The organism is Synechococcus sp. WH 8016 (assembly GCF_000230675.1).
Classification (GTDB): domain Bacteria; phylum Cyanobacteriota; class Cyanobacteriia; order PCC-6307; family Cyanobiaceae; genus Synechococcus_C.
Map to the genome: position 1 here is coordinate 94838 of NZ_AGIK01000002.1, position 25310 is coordinate 120147.

Genomic DNA, 25310 nt, shown 5'->3' on the forward strand with positions numbered 1-25310 from the left:
TCATGAATGAATGGGGGTCCCGAGGATCGAACTCGGCTAAGGCGAATTATGAGTTCGCTGCATTCACCAGATTGCTAGACCCCCGCGTTATCACGGGTTCACCACAAGGCACGAATGGGTGCTGAGGGTGGATCCTCCCGCTCAATGGGCATTCTGACCTGACCTTCCTCCGCCAAGCTGCTCGTGAATCCGTTGGAAATATCCACAGTGCGCCAGGGAATGGCCGGACTTTGCTCTTCTAGCAACACCTGATACGTGAATTGAATGGCCGATCCATCCCAAACAATCGTCTGATCGGGGAAGCCAAATCCCATCACCCTGTTGCCCTCAGGCCCCGCCACTGCAATGCCAAGCAGGTCGGTGATCTGGTGCATCACATCCACGCCACGAGCGAAGGGTGCCGTCCAGGTATAAAACCGCTCAGTCACAAGCTCATCCGTGGTTTTGACAGGGCCGCAACGGCTCACCTCCACGGGAGCGATGACCTCGCCAGCACGGCTTGAAGACGCAGGAGCTTCAAGGCTTGTCTCGCAAACCACAGGATTGGCCTGACCAGGGCTGGCCTGCCACAGAGCGAGTGGTCCCATGACCACCAGAACACCAAACGGGAGCCTGCGCACAAAAACCGTTACCACTGCGCGCAAACTAGGCAGAGGATTCGCTGCGCACCAGCCCTGATGTCTCAACGTTTTCAACACGACCCTCTCCTGGAGCGATTAGCGAAAGAGGCTTACCGCCACGGCAGCTTCACGCTCGCGTCCGGTCGCAGCAGTCATCACTACGTGAATTGCAAGCCGGTCAGCTTGAGCGGTTCAGGCCTAGCCCTGCTCTGCCCAGCGATGTTGGCTCTCGTGGAAGCCGACGCGGCCGCCGTTGGAGGTCTCACCCTGGGAGCCGATCCGCTGGTTAGTGGCGTTGCCCTTGTTGCCGCCCAGGCTGGACGCTCGCTGGACGCTCTGATCGTGCGAAAAGAGGCCAAGGGCCACGGCACAGGGGCTTGGCTGGAGGGTCCCCTGCCTGCGCAAGGCGCGCTCGTCACCGTTCTTGAGGATGTGGTCACCACCGGTGGGTCGTCGATCAAGGCTGTCGAACAACTCCGAGCAGCGGGCTACAGCGTGAATCGGGTGGTGACGATTGTGGACCGTGAAGAGGGAGGGGCTGCTGCCATGCAAGCCGCTGGACTTGAGTTACTCAGCCTTTATCGCCTGGAAGAGGTGGCCGCCCAGTCCCGTGAACTCCAAGCATGAACAAGCTCCTTTGGGATCAACGCTTCCCGGTCTTGCGTCTCGAGGGGAGTGGCAGTCGCACGTTTCTTCAAGGTCAGACCAGTGCCGACGTCCAGCAGGCGGAGGAGGGCGCCCCCCTGCCGGCCTGCTGGCTGGATGCCACCGGACGGGTACAGGCTCTGCTTGAAATCCGAGTGGATGCCACAGGCGCTGATGTGCTCGTGCTGGCTGGGGCGGTGGAAGCCGTTAACCAAGGGTTCGACCGTGTGATTTTTCCAGCCGACCGCGTCCGCCTCAAAGGCACCCGACAACAACGAAGACAAGAGCTGCTGGTTCAGGGCCAACCGATGGATCCGGTCAACGTCTCTTGGGCAGAGGATGCACCGGACGCCAGCGATCGCTTTCCCGCCAGTGAGGCCGCTAACGCCCACCAACTCGAGCGTTGGCGTCTGGACCAGGGATGGCCTCTCAGCCCTGGTGAATTGGATGGAACCACCAATCCCTTTGAGCTCGGCCTCTCCCCCTGGGTGCATCTCAACAAAGGCTGTTATTTGGGGCAGGAAACGGTGGCAAAGCTGGCTTCAAAAGGGGAGGTCAAGCAACAACTCCGGCGTTGGCGCGCCCCCTCCAGCGACCTTCAGGGGGCTGTCCCTCAACGGGGCACCGTGCTGCGACGCCAGGGAGAACGTGCTGGTGTCATTACCTCCGCCATGGAGATTGCGCCTGCGGAGGGAACGCCAGCGGAATGGATCGGCCTCGCCCTCGTGCGCCGACAAGCCCTGGCAGACCCCCAGCTCAGCCTCGACAACGATCAAGGCTCGATTCAGCTGTCCAAACCACAGGCGTTTTCTGAGCCACCCACACGCCCTTAAACCAGACCTTGATCACCGCTCAACAACCATTGGGCCACAGCCCATGTGGCCAATCCATCGTCGCGGTTGTAGGTGAGGATCCAACGCAAGGCATGGCTGGAGCCCCGCGCCTTCACTCCCTCACCGCGCCACTGACGCCACCACAACAGGGCCCTGGCGCCATCGGCCCCTGACTGGCCCCACTTAAAGCCTCTCCAACCGGCAACGGCCTTGAGGCCATAGCTGCTGAGGGGAAGCCGCCAATGGGCACGCAAGCGGGCATGCACATCAATCAGGCGCTCTCGCAGAGCTTGCTGTTCTTGGTCTGAAGCGCCCTGGCGTTTGGCCATGCGCAACAGAGCCAGCGACTCGGTTTCGCCGTAATGAAGGATCAACCAATCGGGATAGGTGGCAAGGAAGCGTTGGATCCTTTGCCAGCAGCGCTTCTCACCATGCTCTTGAAGCACCAGCAGCGGGTGGTAGGTGGCACGGGTGAGATCCCAGCTTTGACCTCCGTTTTTGGGCAAGCGCACAAATCCGTGCAAAAAGTCATCGCGGGCATCTGGATCTGATTCGATGTCGTAGAGCAACACCCCTGGAGCATTCAGCAATTCAGGGATTGCTGGGAATGCATCAAGACGCTCAACCACCCCATCTCGCTGGGCACGGGCTTGGGCCACCAAAGGGGCCGCCATCGCTGCATGCTGCTCGCCGAAGCGCTTGAGCTGCCCAGCGAGATCCGTGGTGTTGGCTGCGGCCAGGGCCTGGAGGCTATTCACCCCAATGTCTTGCAACATCTCGCGCCTTTTGGCCCCAATTCCACTGACCTCACTGAGATGCCCTTCTTGAGACGCCACGTCGTTGCAGAGCCCCCGCCAACTACAAAGCGTGCACTTGCGGCGATCAGCTGCCAAAGCAGGCGGATCGGTTCTGGTCAAGTCGGCCGACAACCTCAGCAGAGCCTCATCGAGCTGACGATTCAAGCTGTTGCCAAGCGGTAAACGCTCCCGCTCTAAGCGGCGCCCCGAGCCTGCCACCGCAAGGCCATCCGGCACTGGCCCACCCTGGAATTCAGCCAACAAGCGTCCAGCCAAGGCAAGCTGCAGACGATGTTCTCGGGTTAAGCGGCGGCCCTGCCGAGCGATCACGGGCCGATAGGCAAATTCCCCCCAGCGACTGGACCCTTTCACCCGTTCAAGCAGAGGCGGATGGGCCTCTAGAGCCGCAACCTTCTGGGCTGAAACATCAGGAAAGACCCCGCTCAACCGAACCCCCACCACGCCGGGCTCTCCGCGCTCGCAAGCCGCCTGGCCATGCCCTGGCTTGCCTGGCAGCAAGGCCACAAAACTGCGCTGTTGGTCATCCAGCTGCAGGGTGCGATGGGCGGTGTAAAGCCGATCATCTGGATTGGCATGGCGGTCGAGCCATGCCCGCCGCCGGCAGCGCACCCAGCTCCGCAGCAACCTGTCCGTGAGCGGCTTGTCAGCGAGAGGGGTGGCACCCATCAACCGACGGTAAGGCGGCCAGCTGCTAGATCCTGTGCATCGCTTGCAACCCATGGTGTCTTCCCCGCTCCCACTGGATGCCTCCCCGATCCGTTTTGGTACCGATGGTTGGCGAGGCATTTTGGGGGTGGACATCACCGTGGAGCGATTGCTTCCTGTTGCCGTCGCGGCAGCCCAGGAGCTCGCCCACCAGGCACCTGAAGGCTTGAACAGCCGCACGGTGGTGATCGGCTACGACCGCCGCTTCCTCGCCCCTGAACTGGCCGAAGTCGTCGCGGCAGCGGTCCGTGGCTGCGACCTGGAGCCGCTTCTAACCGATACAGCTGTTCCCACACCGGCCTGCAGCTGGGCTGTGGTGGAGCGCCAATCGCTTGGAGCCCTAGTCATCACGGCCAGCCATAACCCTCCGGAATGGCTTGGCCTCAAAATCAAAGGCCCTTTTGGTGGATCGGTCGAGGGCACGTTCACGGCAGCGGTGGAGCGACGGCTCGCCGCTGGAGGAATCACAGCACCGGTGACTGGCCGTTGCGAACGCTTTGATGGCCGCGGGGAACATCTCGCAGGATTGCGAACAAAACTGGACCTCAAGGCTCTGACCACTGGCCTGCGCGCCATGGGGCTGCACGTGTTCGTCGATCCCATGCATGGGTCGGCGGCCGGTTGCGTTGCAGACCTCCTGGGAGACGACGCCAAGGATCTGATCACCGAGATCCGAACCAACCGTGATCCCCTCTTTGGCGGCTGTGCACCGGAACCCCTGGCCCCTTACCTAGGGGAGCTGATCGCAGCGCTGAAGGACTCAAAAGCAGCCGGCCGTGATGCCGTTGGGCTGGTGTTTGATGGCGATGGAGACCGCATCGCCGCCGTGGATGAAAACGGACGGTTCTGCAGCACCCAACAGTTGATGCCCCTGCTGATCGATCACTTGGCTCGCGCCAAAAATCTTCCTGGATCGGTGGTGAAAACGGTGAGCGGCTCCGACCTCATGCGCCTGGTGGCGGAAGATCTGGGGCGGGAAGTTCTTGAACTGCCTGTGGGCTTCAAGTACATCGCTGCTGAAATGTTGGCCGGAGAGGTGCTGATCGGCGGCGAGGAGTCCGGTGGCGTGGGGTTTGGCATGCACCTACCAGAACGGGATGCCCTGTTTGCCGCGATGCTCGTGCTCGAAGCCTTGGTGGAAGGCAAGACGCCCCTTGGAGAGCGCATGAAAGCCATCCAGGAGCGGTGTGGAGGCGAGGCCCATTACGACCGACTCGATCTCCGCCTCGCCGATATGGCTTCCCGCCGGCGGCTGGAAGCCCTGCTGGCAGACACGCCTCCCCAGGAGGTTGCTGGATCCCCTGTGCTCGAGGTGGTCACCACAGACGGCGTCAAACTCAGACTGGGGCCGAGCCATTGGCTGATGCTCCGCTTCTCTGGGACAGAACCCTTGCTTCGCCTTTATTGCGAAGCCCCAAGCCCGTCGCGGGTGGAGGAGGTTCTGAGCTGGGCCCGCACCTTTGCTGCCGCCATATGAGCAACCGCGTCCTGGTGATTGCCAGCGGCAATGCCGGCAAAATCCGAGAATTTTCGAACCTGCTGCAACCCTGGCCATTGCAAGTGGAACCCCAACCCGAGGGGATCGAGGTGGAGGAAACCGGAAGCACCTTCCGCGACAACGCCCTGCTCAAGGCCAGGACCGTTGCAGCAGCCACTGGCCATTGGGCACTCGCCGATGATTCGGGCCTGAGCGTCGATGCACTGGGGGGTGCCCCTGGGGTCTATTCGGCCCGCTACGCAGACTCCGACCCTGAACGGATTCAACGTCTCCTCCAAGAGCTGGGAGATCGCAACGACCGCCAGGCGCGCTTCAGTGCGGCGCTTTGCATCGCAGCACCGGACGGCAGCGTGCTTGCAGCCGTGGAGGGGCACTGCGAAGGCTCGATCACCTTCAGCGCCCGGGGAACGCAAGGGTTCGGCTACGACCCCGTGTTTGAGGTCAAAAACACTGGACTCACCTTTGCGGAAATGAGTCTGGATTACAAAAAAAAACACGGACATCGAGGGCGCGCCTTTGCCCTGCTAACGCCAGAACTGGAGAAGCTTCTCGCCCACAACCCCAGCCAAGACGCCGACAACCCGTCGAATCCCTAACGGAACAACCCTGTACGGTGCCCCTTGCTGCTGACGAGGTCTATGGCCATCGCCATGACCACGGGTTACAGCGCTCAAACCGAAGGCGCACGCCTCTGCATTGATGCAGCCTCGGACTGGGCCCTGACTTGTGTTGAACAATTAACGAACGATTGCAGCCACGTGCTGATGGATTACGGCGCTGCCGACGGAGGCACTGCTGTCGGGCTGTGGTCCCAGGTTTTGGATCGGCTGCATCAACGTCAGCCCAAGGCCCACCTCACCTTGATCGGCAACGATCTTCCCAGCAACGACAACGTTGCCTTGGCCGAAAATATTGCCAAGCAGCTGGGCCGCGCGCCCAATCCCACCGTCCTGGTGAGTGCACGTAGCTTTTACGAACCCCTCGTGGCCCCTGAGACCGTGAGCTTCGGCTTCTCAGCAACGGCCATGCATTGGTTGAGTGAATCCCCAGGCCCCCTCAACACGCACACCCATGTGCTCGCATCAGACGACAAAGAGGCCTTGCGCGGTTCACGGCTCAGGCCATGAAGGATTGGGCGAGCATCCTCGAGCTCCGCAGCGTTGAACTCGCCGTGGGCGGCCGCCTGCTCACCGTGAATTTGTCCCGTGATGAGGAGGGCCGATACCTCGGTCACAACGGTGGGGTGACCCGCAATGTCCACGACCAGCTCCATCAAATCTGGCGCAGCCTTGCTGATGAGGGAGTGATCAGCGAAGAGATCTACCGCAAGGGCACGATCCTGAATTTCTACAAGTCTCCGGACGAATTCATGGCCCCCCTGAAGGACAAGACTTCAGCGGCCTATCTCAATGGCCTCAGGCTGGTGGACGAGCGCACCGTTTACGTGCCCTGCCCCTATCGCAATCGCTGGAACGAAGACGCAGACACCGCGGCGTTCGCCGAGGGACTGATGGCCACCATCCGCAGCTGGAGCCGCCACAGTTTTGCCTCCGTCGCTGGTGATGAGACAGCCGATCTTGTCTATGAGCGCCTGAAGCAGCGCATCGCAGCCTCTCCAGAGGAGTGGAGCCTCGATTACGTGGAGCACCACCAGATCATGGAGCGTGTGGCCTGATGACCATGGCTTCTCTGCAATCCGCCGGCCCCCCTGAGGTGTCGGTGCTGGCTCAACACGTCTCCGATCATCTTTCGGTGTTTGTCGTAGCCGAAAGCAGCGATACCGGCAAACCCGCTAACGGTGGCCTGCGGCTGCTCAATTACTCCAGTGATGAGGCCTGCATCGCCGATGGGCATCGCTTAGCCAGTCTGATGACCCACAAGCACGACCTCTACGGAACGGGCTTTGCGGGCGGAAAAATCGTGGCCAGGGCTGCGGAACCCGCCACTGTGAAAGATGAGTTGATCAGCGTCACCGCTGAGCTGCTCCAATCCTTAAACGGCGCCATGATCACGGGCTGTGATCTCAACACCAGCCTGGAAGACATGGAGCGATTGATGTCGCTCACACCCCATGTCTTGGCTGCCGTCGGAAGTCCTGTGGATGCCAGCGCCGCCACCGCCTTCGGCACCGTTGGCGCCATTGAAGCCGTGCTTGCGCAATCGTTAACGGAAGCGCAGCCAGGCAAAGCGCTTGTACACGGTTGTGGGGCCGTGGGTGGAACGGTGGCGAAAACGCTGATTCAGCATGGCTGGGACGTTTTCACCGTTGACATGAGCCCCGAGCGGGCGGGGCTTCAGGGGGCAACACCTCTGCCACCGAGCAGCTCCTGGTGGGAGAAACCACTCGACCTGCTGTTGCCTTGCTCCATCTCCGGTTTGATCGACACGGAGATGGCCAACGCGATGCAGGTCAACGCGATTGTTCCAGCGGCCAATGCTCCTTTCCAGCAGCCTGAGATTGCCGATGATCTGCGTCGACGCAGCATTCGCGTCCTGCCAGATCCACTCGTGAATGCTGGCGCCGTCATCGCCGACTCCATCGAGCGCTTCTCCCCTGAGGCCTGGGACCAGGCTTCAGCTCAGGAGGTGTACGACTTCGTACGCAACGAAGTGCGTCAGCGCGCCACGGATTTTTTAAAACAACGTGGCGATGGCCTCACCGTCAGTGACGCTCTGGTTGAAGTTGCCGCCCACACCGGCAAAGATCCCATTGGACTCAGCTTCGGAACAGCCGCATGACATCCACCTCGCTCCCAGCTAGCGCCGCCGTCGTGATCATCGGTGGCGGCATGGCTGGCCTCAGCTGTGCCGCATCGCTCGCGCGCCGAGGAATCCGCGACGTGATTCTTCTTGAAGGCAAAACCCTGGCCCATGCGCGAGCCAGCAGCTTCGGAGAAACCCGAATGTTCCGGGAGATGTATTCCGACCCGGTGCTCTGCCGCCTTGCGCAGGAAGCCAATCGCCTTTGGCGTGAAGAGGAGACCCATGCCGGGGAAGTGTTGCGAGACACCCATGGGCTTCTCTTTTACGGAGAAAGCTGGGATGAGGAGACGATCGAAGGATCGATCCCCGGCGCCCGCAAAGTGATGGATGATCAGGGGATCCCCTACGAAGCCCTCAGTGCCGCTCAAATCGCCGAGCGCTTCCCGCTGAAACCCAAGGCCGATTTCACCGGACTGTTCGAACCCACCGCTGGTGCCGTCCGCAGCGACAAGGTGATTGCTCACTGGGTTCGGACCGCCCGTCAAGCAGGCCATCAGATCGAAGAGCACTGTCCGGTGAGCAGCATTGATGCCGATGGGGGCGGCGTCACCCTCGAAGCTGGTCATCACATCAGCGCAGGCCATGTTGTTGTCGCCTGCGGCATTTGGAGTCAACTCCTGCTGGCCCCATTAGGACTGGCACCAAAGCTGGAAATCTGGCCGATGCTCTGGGCCCACTACACCGTGGATCCAGCGCTCGCCAGCCGCTATCCCCAGTGGTTTTGCTTCCAGAAAGAGCACGGCGATGACGGCGGCCTCTATTACGGCTTCCCCTCTCTCAGCACAACTGCTGACGGGCGTCCTCGCATCAAAGCCGGGATCGACTGGTCTCCCAAGGAGCTCCGCGTCGCTGAACCCAACGCCATGTGCACCGAGGCGCCGGCCCGCCTCCTGGAGCTCCTGGACACCTTCCTGTTCAACGAGCTGGACGGCGTGCAAGAGCGGGTGGAAACGGTGATGAGCCCCTATTCGATGACGAGCGATGTGAATTTCATCTTGGATCGGCTCACCCCCAAACTCAGCTTGTTTGCCGGCGGTTCCGGGCAATCGTTCAAATTTGCGCCGCTCATCGGAGATTCGCTGGCCCGTCTTGCCAGCGGCGATCAACCCGCTGCAGACATCTCCTGCTGGAGCCATCAACGCGACGCTGTCCGCGCCTGACCCCCTCTCCTACGACCCTTGTCTGAATCCCCCACCCCAGTTCGCTCGTCCTTAACCCAGCCACCCCTTTGGGTTGGAGCCATTCCGCTGCTGATTTTCCTGCTGGTCTCCGCCATCGATCTGGCGTTAGCGAAGCACTTCACGGAAACCGGCAAAACCATCGTCAGCAACTCCCTTGGAGGTCTCTGGCAATGGATGGTGATGCTGCTGTTCCTGATCGCCCTGGCCATTGCAATCAGCCCGGTAGGAAAACTGCGGCTAGGGGGAGCAACAGCGCAGCCAAGTCTGAAATTTTTTGATTGGTGCGCGGTCTTGATTTGCACCCTGCTGGCGGGCGGGGGTGTGTTCTGGTCTGCAGCGGAGCCGCTGTACCACTTTCAAACACCCTCTCCTGTCTTTGCAGGCGTGGTGGGGAGCACCGCGGCCGCTGTCGATCCTGCTTTGGCGGTGAGCTTCCTGCACTGGGGCTTCCTCGCCTGGGCGCTCGTCGCCACCACCACCACCATCACGTTTTCAATGCTGGAACAGCGGGGAGAACCGCTGCGGCCTCGCACTCTCCTCGTCAACATCCTTCCCAAGGGTTGGGTAAATGGCCCCATCGGCCATCTTGCGGACGGCCTTTCGGTTGTCGCTGCTATCGCCGGCACCGTTGGCCCTCTCGGTTTCCTGTCGCTTCAACTCAGCAATGCAGCGGGACAACTCCCGTGGCTCAGCGACAGTGCCGGGCTTCAGTCCCTAGTGGTGGTCCTGCTCACAGCCGTGTTTGCCACATCCACCGTGAGCGGCATCCAAAAGGGGATTAAGTGGCTTTCGGAACTTAACGTCTGGCTCACCCTTTTGCTCGGGGCGGGGTTGCTAATCCTCGGACCTGGCATCTGGCTACTCCAGCATTTTTTGAGCGGTTTTTGGACCTACTTGGTGCATCTGCCTCAGATGGCTTTGATGCCTCGATCTGAAGTCACGAAACCGTGGTTGAACGGCTGGACGGTGTTTTATTGGGGCTGGTTTTTGGGCTATGCGCCGCTCATGGGTCTCTTCACGGCCGGAGTCAGCCGCGGCCGCAGCATCCGTGAACTGGTTCTCGCCGTAGCCATCCTCTGCCCGATCGTGACGAATCTCTGGTTCACCTTGCTTGGCGGAACGGGAATGCACCTGGAACTCGCCGGGGCAGGCATTAGTGATGCCCTGGCACAAAACGGGGCTGCTGCCGCCTTGCTCGCGATCCTGAGTGCCCTGCCCATCTCAGGCTTGCTCATCCCCGTTGGCCTCCTGTTGGTGGTGCTGTTCATGTGCACGAGTGCCGATTCCATGAGTTATGCCGCCGCCATGGTGGTGAGCGGACGCAATGAACCATCGCAGCGGCTGCGGCTGTTCTGGGCGTTGATGATCGGCAGCCTCACCTTGGTGTTGCTGAGAATCGGGACGGGATTAGGCGACAGCACCTCGATTGACGCCCTCCAGGCCTTCATCGTGATCACGGCAGTGCCCGTCACACCGCTGGTGTTATTCACGCTGTGGAGCGCTCCAAGGTTGGCGTTTAAGGAATGGCAACGCAGTGGTCAAGCTGCTGATTGAGCGGGCGCGCCACTGCACTGAATCCAAGCCGCGACGGCGACACCAAACAGACCAAAGAGGCCATAAACAACAAGGACCGGGTTGAGATCGCCCGGTCCTGAGGCCTCGAGGATCAACCCAGACACGACCGACATCACCCCGCCGGTGACGGTGCCAGTGGTGTTCACGATGGCCACGATGAGGCCGGTTTGACCCGCAGGTGCTGCGTCTTCAGCAATCGGGAACGCCAGGACCGAGGATCCAAGCCCAAGACCCAGTCCGAGGGCTGCCAGCAACAACAGGCCTCCCATGGCATTCGGGAGCTGAAGCAAGGCGATCAAAGCCAACACACTCATGCCAGTGCCTGTGAGCAGCACCAGCCCCCGGCGGCTTGCGACGCTCCCGATCCAACCAGCCAACACCATCCCAACACCAATCCCAAACGACATCGTCAGGGACATCCACTGCGTGCGCTCAACGCCCCACACACGCAATCCTGAAATCAGCCCGTACTGGGCCAAACCAAACACAAACCCACCGCCCCAGGCATACATCAAGCAAGCCTTGATGACCTTGCCAACACCAGCTCGATCCCACTGGATCGGGGGGGCAGGGGAGGCCAAGCTCCCCAGGGTTTGGGGCAACTCAGGGGATGGCAACCCTCGGCCAAGGGCGATCACCGGCACCACCACCATGACGGCCAGAAACAGCGCCTGGAAAACCACCAACTGACGCCAAACCGTCCAGGGGAAGACCAGCGGGATCAGGGCAGCAAAGACGGCACCCCAGCCGAGCAAACTATCGGTGAGGCCCATCGCCAAAGCAAATCTGTGCGCCGGCAAGGCGCGACGAGCGAGCAAAGCCGAGGCAGGAAAGGCAACAGCACAGGCCACCCCGGTTCCCATCCGGCTGAGCATCAGCCCCACAAGATCCGTACTGAATGCAAACGTCAAGCTGAACCCGGAGGCCATCAGGGCGGCAATCCAGATCCAGCGATCCACTCGGCCCTGGTCGAGCAGACGCCCGACGGGGATCTGCAGCAAGCCGTAGGGGACCAGGAAACTGCCTGCAATCAGCGAGACCCGACTTGCCGAGAGCTGAAGATCACGGCCAAGGGCATGGTCGTAAAACTGAAAACTGGTCTCTGCCCAGACCAGCCAGGCCACAAACAGCAAGCTGACCAACCAGAGGCGGCGATGGGGCATCCGGGCAAAAGCACCAGCCCTTGAGTGTGTCCACCGGCATCAGCGCAGGCAATAATCCAAGCCAAGCGTGAGCGACCGCATAGGTTTTGGGGCCTCGTCAGGACGAAACGCTGGCTTGGACATCCTTGCCTCTGCATAGGCAACGGGCCGCACACCTCCAGCGCGTTGGTTGATTCGCAGCAGGTCCACGCGGCCTAACCCCAAGGCGCTCGCCGTGATGTTCGCGCGGCGACGCCCCTCCTTCAGGGCCTGTTTCAGCAATTGATCCTCCAAGGCCACACCCCCACGGCTGGAGGCCAGGGATGTCATCCCTTGGAGGCGAACGCCAGGCAAGCGACCAGCCAATTGAATCAGCGCGTCGTAATTCCCACGACTCACCTCACCACGAACATTCGTCGAGGCGCGCTCCAACTTGGGACTGGAGGCACTGCCGCCACCAAAGGAGTAGCTGCGTGGAGCGGGAATGTTCAGGGCACCAAGAACGAGGGGCTTCAGGTCTTGGCGCGCCCGATCAAGGCGCTGGTTGAGAAGCGCCATCGCAGCCGCTTTGGAAGAAGCTTCCGCTTGCAATCCAAGCGAAAAGAGAAAGCGATCACTGGCGGTGCTTGCACTTTCTTGCACTTGTAATTCCAACAAGGTGCCTTTGCAGACCTGAGCTGACGCCAAGGCAGGCGTCGCTGCGCCAAGGCCAACACCAACAACAACCGGAATCAAGATCGCCGATCCTGATCTCCGTCTCTGTCGAGAGCAAACGATCCGACGAGTTAAGGCAGCGGTCACCAAGGCAGTCATCGAGGCAATTATTGAGGCAGTCATCGAGAACGTTCTCAATCCAGTCCCAGCCTGAAGGAAAAGACGGCAAAAGAGCGGTTAGCCATCCCTTGAGATGTGTCTAACCATGACCTCCCTCCCATTGCGTTCAGGCCTCTGGCACCCAACTGCCATGAAGTCCGTGAGGAATGGCTAGGGGGAGCTCCAACACGGCCACTTCTGCGAGATCAGAAGCGGCGAGAATCACCAGATCGGAGGCCTGTCTCGCTCCATTCCAAACGAGGTCCAACACCCAGCCGTCGTCCTCTGCACTGGCGCCGGGTCGAGGCACCATCAAAGGTTCACTCACGAAGCCAGAGGGGGCTGCACTCCAGATGTGTCGTTCGCCGGTTTGAAGATCGAGTTTTTTAATCACCTGCAAGGGATCATTCCCCTGCTCTCGCGCCGCGGCCGCCATCCAGGCAAAGCGGCAAGGAAGACCCTGCTGTTTGGGGTTCACCATGGCGAACTCACAACAGCGCTCACTCAGGCGGGTGGTTTGAATCGACTCTGAATCAAGGTTGATGCGGCATTGCTCGAGCAAGCCCTCGGGGATGAGATCGAAATTCACATCAGCGAAGTCCTGATCCGGACCGATCGATGGGAAGTCGCTGTAGTAGATGCTCTCCACGATCACCTCCCCGTCCTCTTCCCAGGCATTGAGGTGATGGAACACGAAGCCATCAGGGGCGTTGATGACGCGAGGTTTCTGACCCGCGAAAGCGCCGCTATCTCGGGGGATCAACCAAAATTTTGCCTTGCCATTGGGGTTGGACGTGAGACATTGAGCCGCTCCTTTTTGTCCGAGCACAAAGGGGAGTGGATTGAAATTGATCGAATTTTGCAGAAACACCGCCCAATTCGGGGTGATGGCGAAATCATGCAGGAAGGCGAATCCGGCAAACGTATCGCGACGATCACTGAGCAAATCACCGGCTCGAATCCCAGCCGCAGCATTGTCTGCGGTCGCAAATTCCATCAAGCGAACGGTGCTGCGAGGCCCGGTTTTCACGCCGAAGGTCACCATCCGCGGGTCACCGTGATGACCTGGGTCAAAACGGGGGTGTGCACTAAAGGCCTCCCCTTTGCTGAGCACCCCGCCGAGGAGAGAGATGCCTCTTGTCTCCAGGGTTTGGGGATCTAAGGCGTGGGGCTCAGCGGCTTCCCATAGGGCAAGGAGATCATCTCCAAGCCGAACCACATTGGTGTTGGCAATATTTTTAAGCCGCAGATCAAACGCGTTCGCGAGTGGACCTCCAGGTTTTTGGCTGCCAAAAACACCGCGGAACAACACCTTCCCCGCAGCCTCCTCCGCTTTCCAGCCACTGGTCCGCACGAAACGATTGCTGCAGCGCACGCCGTCCGCATCAAAGTGCAGAGCCGTAATCATCCCGTCGCCATCGAAGGGATGATGCACGCGCTGACCATCGCGTTCCAAACGGCCAGGCCCATTGCGATAGAGCGAACCGCGCATCGCATCCGGCAGCGCGCCTCGCACGGGCTTCAAGGGCACATCCGTGAGTTCTTCGTCCACGTTGCGGAAGGCACTGGACCACTCCGAGCGATTGAAACGAACAGAGGAGGGTGCAATGGTCACTGGGTTACCCAGAGGCAATCACCATCCTCTCGTAACAGACCATGAAGCGTGGCCTTGAAAGAAGATCCGTTGGCTAGGAGCCACCTGCTTGCTCCAACACCCCCTTACTGCTGGGCACCGATCCAGAGCGGCGCGGGTCAATCTCCGTGGCCATCCGCAGCGCCCTTGCGAAGGCCTTGAAACAGGCCTCAACGATGTGGTGGGAGTTCACCCCATCCAACTGACGAATGTGCAAGGTGAGGCCTGAGTTATTGACGACAGCCACAAAAAACTCCTTCACCAATTCGGTGTCGTAGGTGCCGATCTTCTGCGTTGGGATGGTGAGTCCCCAACTGAGATGGGGGCGTCCGGAGCAATCAAGAACCACCTGCACCAAGGCCTCATCCAGCGGTGCCACAAAGTGGCCAAAACGGTAAATCCCGCGCCGATCACCAAGGGCCTTCGAGAGCGCCTGGCCAACGGCAATCCCGACATCCTCATTGGTGTGATGGTCGTCAATATGCGTGTCGCCAGTGGCCATGATCTCCAAGTCGATCAGGCCATGGCTACTGATCTGATGAAGCATGTGATCGAGAAAAGGCACACCCGTGCTGGCCTGGCAGCGGCCGCCGCCGTCAAGTCCGAGCCGCACGTTGACATCGGTCTCCCCAGTAACGCGGTGAATCTCCCCAGTACGCATGCGTTCCGGCGCCGCTCGACGCCCCGTGACTGCCTTAATCATCGCGAATGACCTTCAGCGCAGCCAGGGGCCCTCCGTCGGGGAAGGTTGAGCCAGTGGGTCGGAGGCCCCAAGAAGATCCAGGCTGATCAGGGCACACAACCGGTCCATGGGCAAGGCGAAGCGTGCATCAACGAATGGATTCTCCAGGAAGGTGCCGATTCGCTCAGCCATCAGAAAAATAAGAAACACCAGCCACCCCACCAACGCTGAAGTGGTTGGGCCGATCGCATCCAGCTTGAGGAACACCAAATAGCCATAAACCCATGTCAAAAGCCGGATAAACAAGGTCGATGAGGCGGGTAGGGGCTGGTGACGAATCCGTTCCAAACCACCAAGGGCATTGGTGATCTCCTGCTGCAAGCGTCCAAACTCACGGCTTTCGACACTGTCGAGGCAATCGGCCTGATGCAGTTTGAACTGCTCCTCTGCCATTTGCTGAAGCAGATCCTGAACGGATGGATGGTTGAATCCAAGCTTGAGAGCAAGCGCCTGGGCTTGGGGAGCCAGCACTGGCTGTTCACGATCAGAGCCGCGCAACTCAGCATTCAGGCACCACATCAACAGCACCACCTGCTTCAGAAGACGACGCCGCAAAGACAGCGGCAACTCGTTAGGCAGAACGCGCGTGAGCAAATCTCGCCAATTGCGACTTTGATTCACCAAAGTTCCCCAGAGAACACGCGCTTCCCACCAGCGGTTGTAGGCCTGGCTGTAGCGAAAACCAAGGAATAGGCTGAGAAGCAAGCCCAGAACCTGCACCAACGTTTCTGGAAGCAACGTTTTTGCAATCGTTGCGTTTAAGGGGAGGCTGAGCACGCACAAAAACGTTGCCAGCACCAAGGTCCTCCCCTGGCGTCTCATCAGCCACCAGGAGAGCTGCAGGTAATCAAGACATCCGCGCGGTCGAATCACATCCCGTTAATGCAGTAGCCCGCATCCACGTAAATGGTTTGGCCAGAAATGCCGCTCGAGAGATCACTGAGCAGGAAGGCAGCGGTGTTTCCTACTTCGTTCTGAGTGACGGTTCGGCGCAGGGGCGCCTTTTCCTCCACGTTGTGAATCATGTCGAGGATGCCTCCGATCGCAGAGCTCGCCAGCGTTCGGATCGGACCAGCACTGATCGCATTCACGCGCACCTGCTTCTCGGGGCCAAGCTCAGCGGAGAGATAGCGAACGGAGGCTTCCAGAGCCGCCTTCGCCACACCCATCACGTTGTAATTGGGAATCGCCCGCTCAGCGCCGAGGTAGGTCAAGGTCACCACACCCGCTTTCTCGCTAAACAATGGCTTGGCGTGACGACACAGAGGCGCAAGGGAATAGGCGCTGATCTCTAAAGCACGCGCAAAACCCTCCGCCGTGGTGGCGCTGAAGTCGCCCACCAATTCTTCCTTTCCTGCAAACGCCAAACAGTGCACGAGGCCATCGAGCTGCCCCCACTTGTCTTTGATTTCAGCAAACACCGTCTCCATTTGAGCGGCATCTTGGACGTTTAAAGGCAAAAACAAGGAAGGCTCTAATGGAGCCGTGAGCTCACGCACCTTGGTTTCAAACCGGCCCTTCTCATCAGGCAGGTAGGTGATCCCGAGCTCGGCTCCAGCCGCCTTTAGCTGCTGGGCAATGCCCCAGGCAATGGAGCGATTGTTGGCGATGCCAGTAACAAGGATCTTCTTACCAGTGAGATCAAGAAGCATCAGGCCGCATCCCGGAGTGGTTGATTCGAGCGATTCTCTCCCATGCCGGGGCACTCACGCTCACAACGACACATCGACAGCATGGTGTGGTGTTGTTTGACATGCACCGGTGTCCAGGCTGCCGCACGCTGCGCCGCTCAGTTGGCCGAGCGAATCCACAGATCTTCCCCGAGATCTCAACGAGCGCACGGCGCTGAATTCGCTGTTATCGCAGGAATTTCCAACCGCCTCTGGGGAGCTGAGTCCGATCGAAGGCGGTCGCGCCGCTGCTGACCGGCAGCTCGCTGCGATCGATGCCAAGCGCTACGGCCGCAGTCGCAACCACCTCAATGGTGCTGTCACACGCCTATCGCCCTACATCCGCCACGGAATTCTCACGCTTGCGGAGGTCCGAGATGCTGTCTTCTCACAGCTGAAAAAGAACAACCAAGGGAGGGATGACGGCGGAAAACTGATTAACGAGCTGGGATGGCGTGATTTCTGGCAACGGATGTGGCTTGATCTCGGCGATCGCATTCATGACGATCAGGAAGAGCACAAAACCGGCTTTGCCGCCGCTGAGTATCAGCAAGCTCTTCCCGATGACATCCGCGAAGGACGCACACAACTGGCCTGCATCGACGGTTTCAGGAACGAACTGGTGAGCCACGGATGGCTCCACAACCACGCGCGGATGTGGATGGCGGCCTACCTCGTGCACTGGAGACGGGTGCACTGGCGTGCAGGGGCTGACTGGTTCCTCGAACACCTGCTGGATGGCGACCCCGCCAGCAACCACCTCAGCTGGCAGTGGGTGGCCAGCTGCTTCAGTCACAAGCCCTATTTCTTTAATCGTCAAAATCTGGAGCGCTACAGCAATGGGCGGTATTGCCAGGACTGTCCAAGCAACGATTCCTGCCCCTTTGATGGCAGTTACGAGCGGTTAGAGCAGCAGCTCTTCAAGGTTCAGCCAGCCATCCGAGAGGGGAGCGCTCGACGATCCTCGCGATCCAGCAGCCGTTCGAGCCAAAAGCCGAGTCAACGCCCCAACGCACGCCCCAGCACCCAGCGATTTTGATGGACCCCCGCAAACCAATCCTCTGGGTGCATGAAGAAGCCCTGGGACCAGCCAACCCCGCCCTTCAGGACTATCCAGACGCACCAGGTCTATTCGTGTTCGACGACGCCTGGATTCAAGAGCAGGCCATCAGCCGCAAACGCATCGGATTTTTGTACGAATCCGCCGTAAGCCTGCCGCTCACCCTGCGCCGCGGTGATGTTGCGAGTGAAGTGCTGCGCTTTGCCCAGCGCCACGGAGCCGATGCTGTGGTCACCAGCGCCGTGGTGGATCCCCGCCTGCAACGCATCGCTGCGGCCATTGATCGCGAGCTGCCCCTCTGGATGCTCGATCCCGATCCCTTTGTCTCGCTAGCCAAACCCCCGCGGCTGGGGCGCTTCAGCCGCTACTGGCGAGAGGCGGAAGCTGTGGTCTGGGAGGGGTTTTAGTTCTCCTCCATTAGTTCTCCTTCAAAAGCTTGTCCTCACGCTCTTTTTCCTCAGCAGGATCGATGAGAAGGTCTGGATATTCCAAGGCTGGCAGGCTCACGGGCGTCAGCTCTGATGCCTTCAGCGGTGGTTCCAGCCATTGCCAACGCGCCTGAGGAGCTCGAAGCTTGCACAGCGCCTCGAGCTCTTGCTTCAGGGTGTTGCGAACATCTCTTCGATTCACCGCTGCAAGGAACTCTGAGCGAGGCGCCAATCCCGAACTGAACGGAGCCGTTCCGTTGCCATTGAATAATCGCGCCGGGTCTGGAAGCCAACGCGGTGAACACACGGCGGGATCGCTGGTGTCGGTCTCCAGGTAGAGATGAACCCCATAGCCATCGGGTTGACTGACAACAGCGAGTCCGTCGTGGGGTGTCTGGCGCTGGAGAGGAAACACTTTCCAGGTGGTTGCTTTCTTCTGCGTGCAGGCGCTCAACAGTCCTGCCATGACCACCATTGTCAGCACCCGCACCATCAACTCGATCCTCTTTTGACAGGCCATTCTGACCGGCCCAGGATGGCAACATCCACCATCGCTCAACGCCATGGTTCTGACGCCATCCACGATGCTGCCTCTTCAGCATCCTCTGCCTCAATTTTCACTGCCCTTGGTGTCGGGTCATGCGCCCTGGGCCTCGCGGGATGACCTGGTGAGGAGCAGGGACCTGCCCAGACAGCCTTTGTTGGTGATGCTGATCTGTGCTCATTGTCCCTTCGTGAAACACGTGGAGCCAGAGATCACCCGTTTGGAGGCGGATTTCGGAGACAACGTCACCCTGCTCGCCATCTCCAGCAATAGCCTCACCACCCATCCGCAAGACGGTCGTGATGGGTTGCGACAACAGGCCGAACAGCAGGGTTGGCGCTTCCCCTATCTCCTGGATGAGCAGCAAACGCTGGCCAAAGACCTCCGTGGCGCCTGCACGCCTGAGTTCTATGCCTTCGCACCGGACACTGATGGCACGCAAACCCTCCGCTATCGCGGCCAACTGGATGCGAGCCGGCCTGGGAATCACCTGCCGCTCGACGGAGCAGATCTACGGGCAGCCCTCACAAATATCTTGGCTGGAACCCCTGTAAGCGAGATGCAGCAGCCTTCGGTGGGCTGCAATATCAAATGGGAGCCGGGCCAAGAACCGCCATGGTTTGGTCGGTCGACTTAAGGTGCCCGCCATGCAGGTGCCTCCGTTCAGCCTCACAGATCAGCTCGCCGACCTCGGATCGGAGCTCGATGATGCCGTCCTGCGGGTGTTGCGCAGTGGGCAATACATCGGTGGCGCCGAAATTAAAAAATTCGAGGACGCGTTTGCCGCAAGCGTGAGCAGTCGCCATGCCGTGGGCTGCAACAGCGGTACCGATGCCCTTGTCCTGGCGTTGAGAGGCCTGGGTATCGGCTCCGGCGATGAGGTGATCACCGCATCCTTCAGCTTCTTCGCAACAGCTGAAGCGATCAGTGCCGTGGGCGCAACGCCCGTGTTCGTGGACGTGGATCCTGCGACCTATCTGATCGACCTCAACCTGATTGAAGCCGCGATCACACCCGCCACCAAAGCGCTCATCCCCGTCCACCTGTTTGGTCGTCCGGTGGATATGGCTCGCCTGATGGACATCGCCCAACGCCATGGGCTCAAAGTGGTGGAGGACTGCGCACAGGCCACCGGTGCCAGCTGGAACGCCAAGCCTGTTGGCAGTTGGGGCGATGTGGGTTGCTTCAGCTTTTTCCCCACGAAAAATCTCGGCGCTGCAGGCGATGGCGGCGCCATGACCTGCCAAGACGACGATCTGGCCCAACGTATGCGTGAACTCGCCGTGCACGGCATGCCCCGCCGCTATCTCCATACCGCCTTGGGCTACAACAGCCGCCTGGATTCCATCCAGGCCGCCGTTCTCAACGTGAAGCTGCCTTACCTCAGCGGCTGGGTTGAGAAGCGCGCAGCGATTGCCAAGCGCTACCTCGAAGCGCTCAAAGACCTCCCCGGCGTCCAACTCCCCGATTCCGCCACTGATGCAAGCGTGGGTCACGGCTGGAATCAGTTTGTGGTGCGCGTTGGCCTCTGTCCTGACAACCAGCCGTCCTGCAGGAAAACCTGCTCAGAGTCAGCCAGCCATTTTGGTTTGCCCCCCAGTCGTTGCCGTGACTGGCTCAAGCAAAGCCTGCAAGAGCAAGGGGTGAATACGATCATTTATTACCCCATCCCGATCCATCGCCAGCCGGCCTACGAAGACCAAGCTCAGGCTGACGGCAACCTGCCAATCACGGATCAACTGTGCAGCGAGGTGCTCAGCCTGCCCATTTTCCCGGAATTAACCTCCGAGCAACAGGAACGGGTGATCACGGTGTTGCGCCAGCAACTTGTTGCTCAGACTCAAGAGCGAATGGTGGCGTAAAGGGCTTTGAACTTGGCCTGCTGCACCTTGTGATCAATCAGCAGCTCCGGATAGCCCCTGCGCTCTAAGGCAGGGATTTCCCCACTGATCAAATCCTTGGTGTTCACGTGCCGCAGTTCAGGCACCCATTCACGGATGTACTCGCCCTCAGCATCAAATTTTGAAGCCTGCGTGGCTGGATTGAAGATCCGCAAAGGCTTGGGATCCATGCCACTGCTGGCGCTCCATTGCCAGCCGCCATTGTTGGCAGCCAAATCTCCATCCACCTCAAGCTCCATGAAGGCGCGCTCGCCCCAGCGCCAATCACAGATCAAATCCTTCACAAGGAATGAAGCCACGATCATGCGGCAACGATTGTGCATCCAGCCGCTTTGATTGAGCTGTCGCATCGCCGCATCGATGATCGGCATCCCCGTTTGTCCTTCCTTCCAAGCCTCAAACCAGTCGCGGTTGTTTTCCCAAGGGAAACGCCTCCATTGCTCACGGTAAGGACCATCCACCAGTTCAGGGAAATGGAATAGGGCCTGCTGGTAAAACTCACGCCAGCAGAGTTCCTGTTCCCACACCGTGATCGCCTGCCGCTGCTCATCGCTGCGGGCCATCTCCTTGGCTCCTTGGGCAGCACACCAGGCCTGTCGTGGACTCACCGTACCCACGCTCAGGCCCGCACTCAGATAAGAGGTGCCAGGAATCCCCGGAAAATTGCGATCGGGTTCATAGGCCAGCAACGCCCGATCAGCAAACGTGGCCAACTGCCTCGCAGCCGCGGCCTCTCCTGGGCGGCTCGGGCAGAGATCCGTGCCTCGAAAACCATGTTCCGCCTGCAGCTGCTCCAGCTGCCGCTGACCCTCCGCGCACAAACGGCCGAGAGCCCCCTCACCGCCAAGAAGGTCTTCTAGCGACTCGGCCTCCAAATCGATGAACGCGTTGGGAGCCTCCGCGGTTCTGGGCTGGCTGCGCTCCACCTGACCGCGCCAATTGCGCAGGAAAGGGCCAAACACCCGGTAAGGATCACCACCACCCGTTTTGATCAGATCCGGTGCCAGCAGGAGCTGATCCCAATCCACCAGCACCTTGCGCCCATCGGATTGCAAGGCTTTGGCCACCTGACGGTCACGCTCCCGGGAGTAGGGCTCCACGTCCCGGCTCCACACCACCGCAGGCGCCTCAAGCAAAGACGCCAACCGCGGCAGCACCTGCACCGGGTCGCCAGCCACCACCAGCAAACGACTCCCCACGTCTCGCCAGCGTTGCTGAAGCTCGCGCAGGGTTTCCACCAGGAACCAAAGCCGGGCCGGAGCCATCGGTGGCAAGGACTCAGGCGGGTGAATCAGCGCTGGATCCAGCACATACACGCCCGTCACCGCAGGGCTGATCTCCACTGCCGCCTGCAAACCGAGATTGTCGGCCAAGCGCAGGTCGCGGCGATGCCAAAACAGAACGCGAGACGCTGTCATCAGAGACCCAACAGTTGCTTGGCACGGAACCAGGCGGTGACGCTCTTGCCATCCAGCCATTCAGCACCCGACGCCAGACGGGCATCCAGTTCGGACGGAGGCATCAGGATCACCTCAAGATCTTCATCGTCATCGCCAGCAGGTGGATGCTCCAAGCGCGTAAGCTCCCGCGCCAAAAAGCAATGAATCACCTCGTCGGAGTAGCCGGGACAAGGCAACATTGGGCCGAGCGAATCCCAACGGGCCGCGCTGTATCCAGCTTCTTCCCCAAGCTCGCGCTGCATCGATTCCAAAGGATCCTCACCCTCTTCAAGCGTGCCTGCAGGGAATTCAAGGAGACGGGCCTGCACCGCAAAACGGTATTGACGCAAAATCACCACCTGGCCGTCAGCGGTGATCGGAACCGCCAATGAAGCCCCGGGGTGGCGAATGATCCCAAAGGTTCCTTCCACCCCCATCGGCAAGCGGATGCGATGGCGCTCAAAACGAATCTTGCGCGCATCCATGGTCTCGAGGGTCTCCAACAACGTGGAGGGCTCAGGCGCGGGCAGCGGGGCCATGCAAAGGGCGCAATCGTTAAAACCAGCATGACGGGTTCAGGTTCACAGCCGTGCGCTCAGGCCCTCAGCTCCGCCAATCAGTTCAGCCAAGGCGTTGAAGCCTGCATGGCCTGCAGCAGGGGCTCCATCACAAAACAACGCAAATGCAAGCGGGGGTGGGGCAGCGTTAAGCGCGCATGATCCAAACGCAACTCGCCCCAAAACAACAAATCGAGATCCAACGATCGCGGTCCCCAGCGTTCCTCTTGGGAGCGGTTGCGCCCGAACGATCGCTCCACCTGTTGAAGTGCATCCAACAAATGCAACGCAGCGATCGAGGCAGGTTTCAGCTCCAGGTCCTTCACCAGCAGAACGGCATTGAGATACGACGGTTGATCGGGCGGTCCACCCACCGGATCGGTCTGCTGCAACGGGGACCAAGAAAATGTCAGCGCTAAAGAGGCCCTGTTCGAAGCGGTTGTCTCTGGGTTGTTCTCTTCAACCGTCTGCGCCCAACTGCCGACCACACCCTCCAGCAAGGGCCTTACGGCCTTGAGAGTCTGCAGCGGCGAACCACCAGGGCCGGCCTGATTGGCGCCCAGGGCCACAGCAAGGCTGTGGGTCTGATCAGCGAGACTGTTTCTCACAGGTGGAGTCAAGGCGCATCCATGGTTGCAAGCGGGGTGACATCAAACGGAGTCATCAGCACAGCGGCGCTGGATCAAGCCAGCCGCGCTTTTCCGCTGGCGGCGATCACCGGCCACGGCACACTCAAGCTGGCTCTGCTCCTAGCCGCGGTGGATCCAGGTTTAGGTGGGGTGATCATCGCCGGCGGCCGTGGAACGGGAAAGTCGGTGCTGGCTCGCGGCTTGCATGCCCTGCTGCCTCCCATCGACGTCGTTGACCTTGAGGCGGCTGGAGAGACCAAGCTGCCCGGACGCAACCTCGATCCGAACAGTGCCCAGGATTGGGGCGAACGGCAGCCAGATCCACCAACAGCCGTCATCCCAGCCCCATTCATCCAGATTCCCCTTGGCGTTACGGAAGATCGCCTGGTGGGCTCCGTTGACGTAGCCGCCTCCTTGGCCAGTGGTTCGCCCGTTTTCCAGCCGGGATTGCTGGCGGAAGCACACCGCGGTGTGCTCTACGTGGATGAGCTGAACCTGCTCGACGACGGGATCATCAATCTTTTGCTGGCTGCCGTTGGCAGCGGTGAAAATCAGGTGGAACGGGAGGGGCTCAGCCTGAGCCACCCCTGCCGGCCGCTGTTGATTGCCACCTACAACCCTGAAGAAGGGGCCATCCGAGATCACCTGCTGGATCGCTTTGCGATCGTCTTGTCCGCCAATCAAATCGTGAGCACCGAGCAACGGGTGGAGATCACCAATGCGGTGCTGGCCCACGGTCAGTGCAGCCGAAGCTTCTCAGACCAGTGGAGCGAAGAAACAGACGCGCTCGCCACCCAGCTGCTCCTGGCGCGGCAATGGCTACCGGATGTGCAGATCAGTAGCGAACAGATCGAATATCTGGTCACCGAAGCGATTCGAGGAGGTGTGGAAGGGCATCGCTCTGAGCTGTATGCCGTGCGTGCCGCCAAAGCCCATGCCGCCCTCAGCGGGCGCGATCAGGTGGAAGCCGATGACTTGCAAGTGGCCGTAGCGCTGGTGATCGTCCCACGCGCCTCTCAACTGCCTCCCCCTGAACAACAGATGGAGCCGCCTCCGCCGCAGGAGCAACAGCCACCTGACGACCAACAGCCGCCGCCAGAAGGCTCTGGGGAAGAGGACGAGCAGGAGAACGAGGAGCCAGAGGATGAAGACAACAGTGAGCAGGATGACGAGGACGACACCCCCGAAGAGCAGGCACCACCGTCGGTGCCAGAAGAATTCATGCTCGACCCAGAAGCCGTGGCGATTGATCCCGATCTGCTGCTGTTCAACGCTGCCAAGAGCAAAAGCGGCAACAGCGGCAGCCGCTCCGTCGTGCTCAGTGACAGCCGCGGCCGCTATGTGAAACCGATGCTTCCCCGCGGCCCGGTGCGCCGCATCGCCGTTGACGCCACCTTGCGCGCTGCCGCTCCGTATCAAAAGGCACGCCGAGCGCGGCAGCCTGACCGCGTCGTGATCGTGGAAGAATCCGACCTGCGCGCCAAGCTGCTGCAGCGTCAGGCCGGTGCTCTGGTGATCTTTCTGGTGGATGCCAGTGGTTCGATGGCCCTGAACCGCATGCAGAGTGCCAAAGGGGCCGTGATCCGACTGCTAACCGAGGCCTACGAAAACCGAGATGAGGTGGCGCTGATCCCTTTCCGCGGCGATCAAGCCGAAGTGCTGCTGCCTCCTACCCGCTCGATTACGGCCGCACGGCGACGCCTGGAATCCATGCCCTGCGGCGGTGGCTCACCGCTCGCCCACGGCCTCACCCAAGCCGCACGGGTGGGTGCCAACGCCTTAGCGACTGGTGATCTCGGCCAAGTGGTGGTGGTCGCGATCACGGATGGGCGAGGCAACGTTCCCCTCAGCACCTCGCTTGGACAACCCGTGCTGGAGGGCGAGGACAAGCCCGACTTAAAGCAAGAAGTCCTGGATGTTGCCACGCGCTATCGCATGCTCGGCCTCAAGCTGCTGGTGATCGACACCGAGCGCAAATTCATCGGTAGCGGCATGGGCAAAGATCTTGCCGAAGCTGCCGGAGGGAAATATGTGCAGCTCCCTAAAGCGAGCGATCAGGCGATTGCCGCCGTCGCCATGGATGCGCTGAACACGGTTTAAACCCATGCGGTGCG

Annotated in this window: 24 protein-coding genes, 1 tRNA gene and 1 pseudogene; 13 read left to right on the plus strand and 13 right to left on the minus strand. The window is 60.4% G+C overall.

Annotated elements, in window-relative coordinates:
• Window positions 1–11: 11 nt before the first annotated feature.
• A tRNA-Ile gene (locus tag SYN8016DRAFT_RS15155) sits at window positions 12–84 on the minus strand.
• 14 nt (window positions 85–98) lie between these two features.
• The gene (locus SYN8016DRAFT_RS07345) at window positions 99–587 is read right to left on the minus strand and encodes a hypothetical protein (protein WP_006853710.1); all 489 of its coding nucleotides are present in this window, start codon (window positions 585–587) and stop codon (window positions 99–101) included.
• 90 nt (window positions 588–677) lie between these two features.
• On the opposite strand from SYN8016DRAFT_RS07345, the gene pyrE reads away from it, so the two are divergent.
• Window positions 678–1247, plus strand: a complete 570-nt coding sequence (gene pyrE, locus SYN8016DRAFT_RS07350; protein ID WP_006853711.1) for an orotate phosphoribosyltransferase — start codon at window positions 678–680, stop codon at window positions 1245–1247.
• Window positions 1244–2098 (plus strand): folate-binding protein YgfZ, encoded by an 855-nt coding sequence (locus tag SYN8016DRAFT_RS07355; RefSeq protein ID WP_006853712.1) that lies wholly within the window; start codon window positions 1244–1246, stop codon window positions 2096–2098. Before pyrE ends, SYN8016DRAFT_RS07355 begins: the two co-directional genes overlap by 4 nt.
• On the opposite strand, the gene SYN8016DRAFT_RS07360 is transcribed toward SYN8016DRAFT_RS07355, so the two are convergent.
• Window positions 2095–3582: a TM0106 family RecB-like putative nuclease gene (locus SYN8016DRAFT_RS07360; protein ID WP_006853713.1), complete on the minus strand. Its 1488-nt coding sequence runs from the start codon at window positions 3580–3582 to the stop codon at window positions 2095–2097. The genes SYN8016DRAFT_RS07355 and SYN8016DRAFT_RS07360 overlap by 4 nt on opposite strands.
• Window positions 3583–3634: 52 nt before the next feature.
• Between SYN8016DRAFT_RS07360 and SYN8016DRAFT_RS07365 the strand changes: the two genes are divergently transcribed.
• The 6 genes and pseudogenes from SYN8016DRAFT_RS07365 to SYN8016DRAFT_RS07390 all read left to right on the plus strand — a co-directional run bounded on the left by SYN8016DRAFT_RS07365 (window position 3635) and on the right by SYN8016DRAFT_RS07390 (window position 10617).
• On the plus strand, window positions 3635–5098 hold the full coding sequence (locus tag SYN8016DRAFT_RS07365; protein WP_006853714.1) for a phosphoglucomutase/phosphomannomutase family protein: 1464 nt from the start codon (window positions 3635–3637) through the stop codon (window positions 5096–5098).
• Window positions 5095–5715 carry an RdgB/HAM1 family non-canonical purine NTP pyrophosphatase gene (rdgB, locus tag SYN8016DRAFT_RS07370; RefSeq protein ID WP_006853715.1) on the plus strand — a complete coding sequence of 207 codons (621 nt, stop codon included), beginning with the start codon at window positions 5095–5097 and terminating at the stop codon, window positions 5713–5715. Before SYN8016DRAFT_RS07365 ends, rdgB begins: the two co-directional genes overlap by 4 nt.
• Before the next feature lie 42 nt (window positions 5716–5757).
• A pseudogene (locus SYN8016DRAFT_RS07375) lies at window positions 5758–6794 on the plus strand (SAM-dependent methyltransferase).
• Window positions 6794–7858 (plus strand): Glu/Leu/Phe/Val dehydrogenase dimerization domain-containing protein, encoded by a 1065-nt coding sequence (locus SYN8016DRAFT_RS07380; protein ID WP_006853718.1) that lies wholly within the window; start codon window positions 6794–6796, stop codon window positions 7856–7858. Before SYN8016DRAFT_RS07375 ends, SYN8016DRAFT_RS07380 begins: the two are co-directional and overlap by 1 nt.
• Entirely contained in the window at window positions 7855–9042 is a 1188-nt protein-coding gene (locus tag SYN8016DRAFT_RS07385) for an FAD-dependent oxidoreductase (RefSeq protein ID WP_006853719.1), read from the plus strand. Before SYN8016DRAFT_RS07380 ends, SYN8016DRAFT_RS07385 begins: the two co-directional genes overlap by 4 nt.
• Window positions 9043–9060: 18 nt before the next feature.
• Window positions 9061–10617 (plus strand): BCCT family transporter, encoded by a 1557-nt coding sequence (locus SYN8016DRAFT_RS07390; protein WP_006853720.1) that lies wholly within the window; start codon window positions 9061–9063, stop codon window positions 10615–10617.
• Here the strand turns inward: SYN8016DRAFT_RS07390 and SYN8016DRAFT_RS07395 are convergent.
• From SYN8016DRAFT_RS07395 to fabI, 6 genes are all read right to left on the minus strand, one after another.
• Complete coding sequence (locus SYN8016DRAFT_RS07395; protein ID WP_006853721.1) at window positions 10602–11801, minus strand: MFS transporter; 1200 nt, start codon at window positions 11799–11801, stop codon at window positions 10602–10604. The genes SYN8016DRAFT_RS07390 and SYN8016DRAFT_RS07395 overlap by 16 nt on opposite strands.
• A gap of 39 nt (window positions 11802–11840) precedes the next feature.
• On the minus strand, window positions 11841–12617 hold the full coding sequence (locus SYN8016DRAFT_RS07400) for an SIMPL domain-containing protein (protein WP_253909823.1): 777 nt from the start codon (window positions 12615–12617) through the stop codon (window positions 11841–11843).
• Between the two features lie 103 nt (window positions 12618–12720).
• A complete protein-coding gene (locus SYN8016DRAFT_RS07405; protein ID WP_006853723.1) occupies window positions 12721–14208 on the minus strand; it encodes a carotenoid oxygenase family protein in 1488 nt (495 codons plus the stop codon).
• A gap of 73 nt (window positions 14209–14281) precedes the next feature.
• Window positions 14282–14887 carry an imidazoleglycerol-phosphate dehydratase HisB gene (gene hisB / locus SYN8016DRAFT_RS07410; protein WP_038014090.1) on the minus strand — a complete coding sequence of 202 codons (606 nt, stop codon included), beginning with the start codon at window positions 14885–14887 and terminating at the stop codon, window positions 14282–14284.
• A 54-nt stretch (window positions 14888–14941) separates the two neighbouring features.
• The gene (locus SYN8016DRAFT_RS07415) at window positions 14942–15841 is read right to left on the minus strand and encodes a bestrophin family ion channel (protein WP_038013999.1); all 900 of its coding nucleotides are present in this window, start codon (window positions 15839–15841) and stop codon (window positions 14942–14944) included.
• Window positions 15838–16620 carry an enoyl-ACP reductase FabI gene (gene fabI / locus SYN8016DRAFT_RS07420; protein WP_006853726.1) on the minus strand — a complete coding sequence of 261 codons (783 nt, stop codon included), beginning with the start codon at window positions 16618–16620 and terminating at the stop codon, window positions 15838–15840. Before fabI ends, SYN8016DRAFT_RS07415 begins: the two co-directional genes overlap by 4 nt.
• 109 nt (window positions 16621–16729) lie before the next feature.
• Between fabI and SYN8016DRAFT_RS07425 the strand changes: the two genes are divergently transcribed.
• Both SYN8016DRAFT_RS07425 and SYN8016DRAFT_RS07430 read left to right on the plus strand, forming a co-directional pair.
• Window positions 16730–17677 (plus strand): FAD-binding domain-containing protein, encoded by a 948-nt coding sequence (locus tag SYN8016DRAFT_RS07425; RefSeq protein ID WP_006853727.1) that lies wholly within the window; start codon window positions 16730–16732, stop codon window positions 17675–17677.
• On the plus strand, window positions 17677–18105 hold the full coding sequence (locus SYN8016DRAFT_RS07430; RefSeq protein WP_006853728.1) for a hypothetical protein: 429 nt from the start codon (window positions 17677–17679) through the stop codon (window positions 18103–18105). The genes SYN8016DRAFT_RS07425 and SYN8016DRAFT_RS07430 overlap by 1 nt, the downstream gene beginning before the upstream one ends.
• A gap of 10 nt (window positions 18106–18115) precedes the next feature.
• On the opposite strand, the gene SYN8016DRAFT_RS07435 is transcribed toward SYN8016DRAFT_RS07430, so the two are convergent.
• A complete protein-coding gene (locus SYN8016DRAFT_RS07435) occupies window positions 18116–18646 on the minus strand; it encodes a hypothetical protein (protein WP_006853729.1) in 531 nt (176 codons plus the stop codon).
• 43 nt (window positions 18647–18689) lie between these two features.
• Here SYN8016DRAFT_RS07435 and SYN8016DRAFT_RS07440 point away from each other — a divergent pair, with 43 nt between their 5' ends.
• Together SYN8016DRAFT_RS07440 and SYN8016DRAFT_RS07445 are read left to right on the plus strand one after the other, a co-directional pair.
• Window positions 18690–19307, plus strand: coding sequence for a thioredoxin family protein (locus SYN8016DRAFT_RS07440; RefSeq protein ID WP_006853730.1), 618 nt, complete (start codon window positions 18690–18692; stop codon window positions 19305–19307).
• Between the two features lie 10 nt (window positions 19308–19317).
• Window positions 19318–20532: a DegT/DnrJ/EryC1/StrS aminotransferase family protein gene (locus SYN8016DRAFT_RS07445; RefSeq protein WP_006853731.1), complete on the plus strand. Its 1215-nt coding sequence runs from the start codon at window positions 19318–19320 to the stop codon at window positions 20530–20532.
• Here the strand turns inward: SYN8016DRAFT_RS07445 and SYN8016DRAFT_RS07450 are convergent.
• The 3 genes from SYN8016DRAFT_RS07450 to folK all read right to left on the minus strand — a co-directional run bounded on the left by SYN8016DRAFT_RS07450 (window position 20511) and on the right by folK (window position 23175).
• The gene (locus tag SYN8016DRAFT_RS07450; protein ID WP_006853732.1) at window positions 20511–21989 is read right to left on the minus strand and encodes an FAD-binding domain-containing protein; all 1479 of its coding nucleotides are present in this window, start codon (window positions 21987–21989) and stop codon (window positions 20511–20513) included. The two genes, SYN8016DRAFT_RS07445 and SYN8016DRAFT_RS07450, sit on opposite strands and share 22 nt — an antisense overlap.
• Entirely contained in the window at window positions 21989–22549 is a 561-nt protein-coding gene (locus SYN8016DRAFT_RS07455; protein ID WP_006853733.1) for an NUDIX hydrolase, read from the minus strand. The genes SYN8016DRAFT_RS07450 and SYN8016DRAFT_RS07455 overlap by 1 nt, the downstream gene beginning before the upstream one ends.
• A 77-nt stretch (window positions 22550–22626) precedes the next feature.
• Window positions 22627–23175: a 2-amino-4-hydroxy-6-hydroxymethyldihydropteridine diphosphokinase gene (folK, locus tag SYN8016DRAFT_RS07460; protein ID WP_006853734.1), complete on the minus strand. Its 549-nt coding sequence runs from the start codon at window positions 23173–23175 to the stop codon at window positions 22627–22629.
• Between the two features lie 21 nt (window positions 23176–23196).
• Here folK and SYN8016DRAFT_RS07465 point away from each other — a divergent pair, with 21 nt between their 5' ends.
• Window positions 23197–25296 (plus strand): putative cobaltochelatase, encoded by a 2100-nt coding sequence (locus SYN8016DRAFT_RS07465; protein WP_006853735.1) that lies wholly within the window; start codon window positions 23197–23199, stop codon window positions 25294–25296.
• Window positions 25297–25310: the final 14 nt, after the last annotated feature.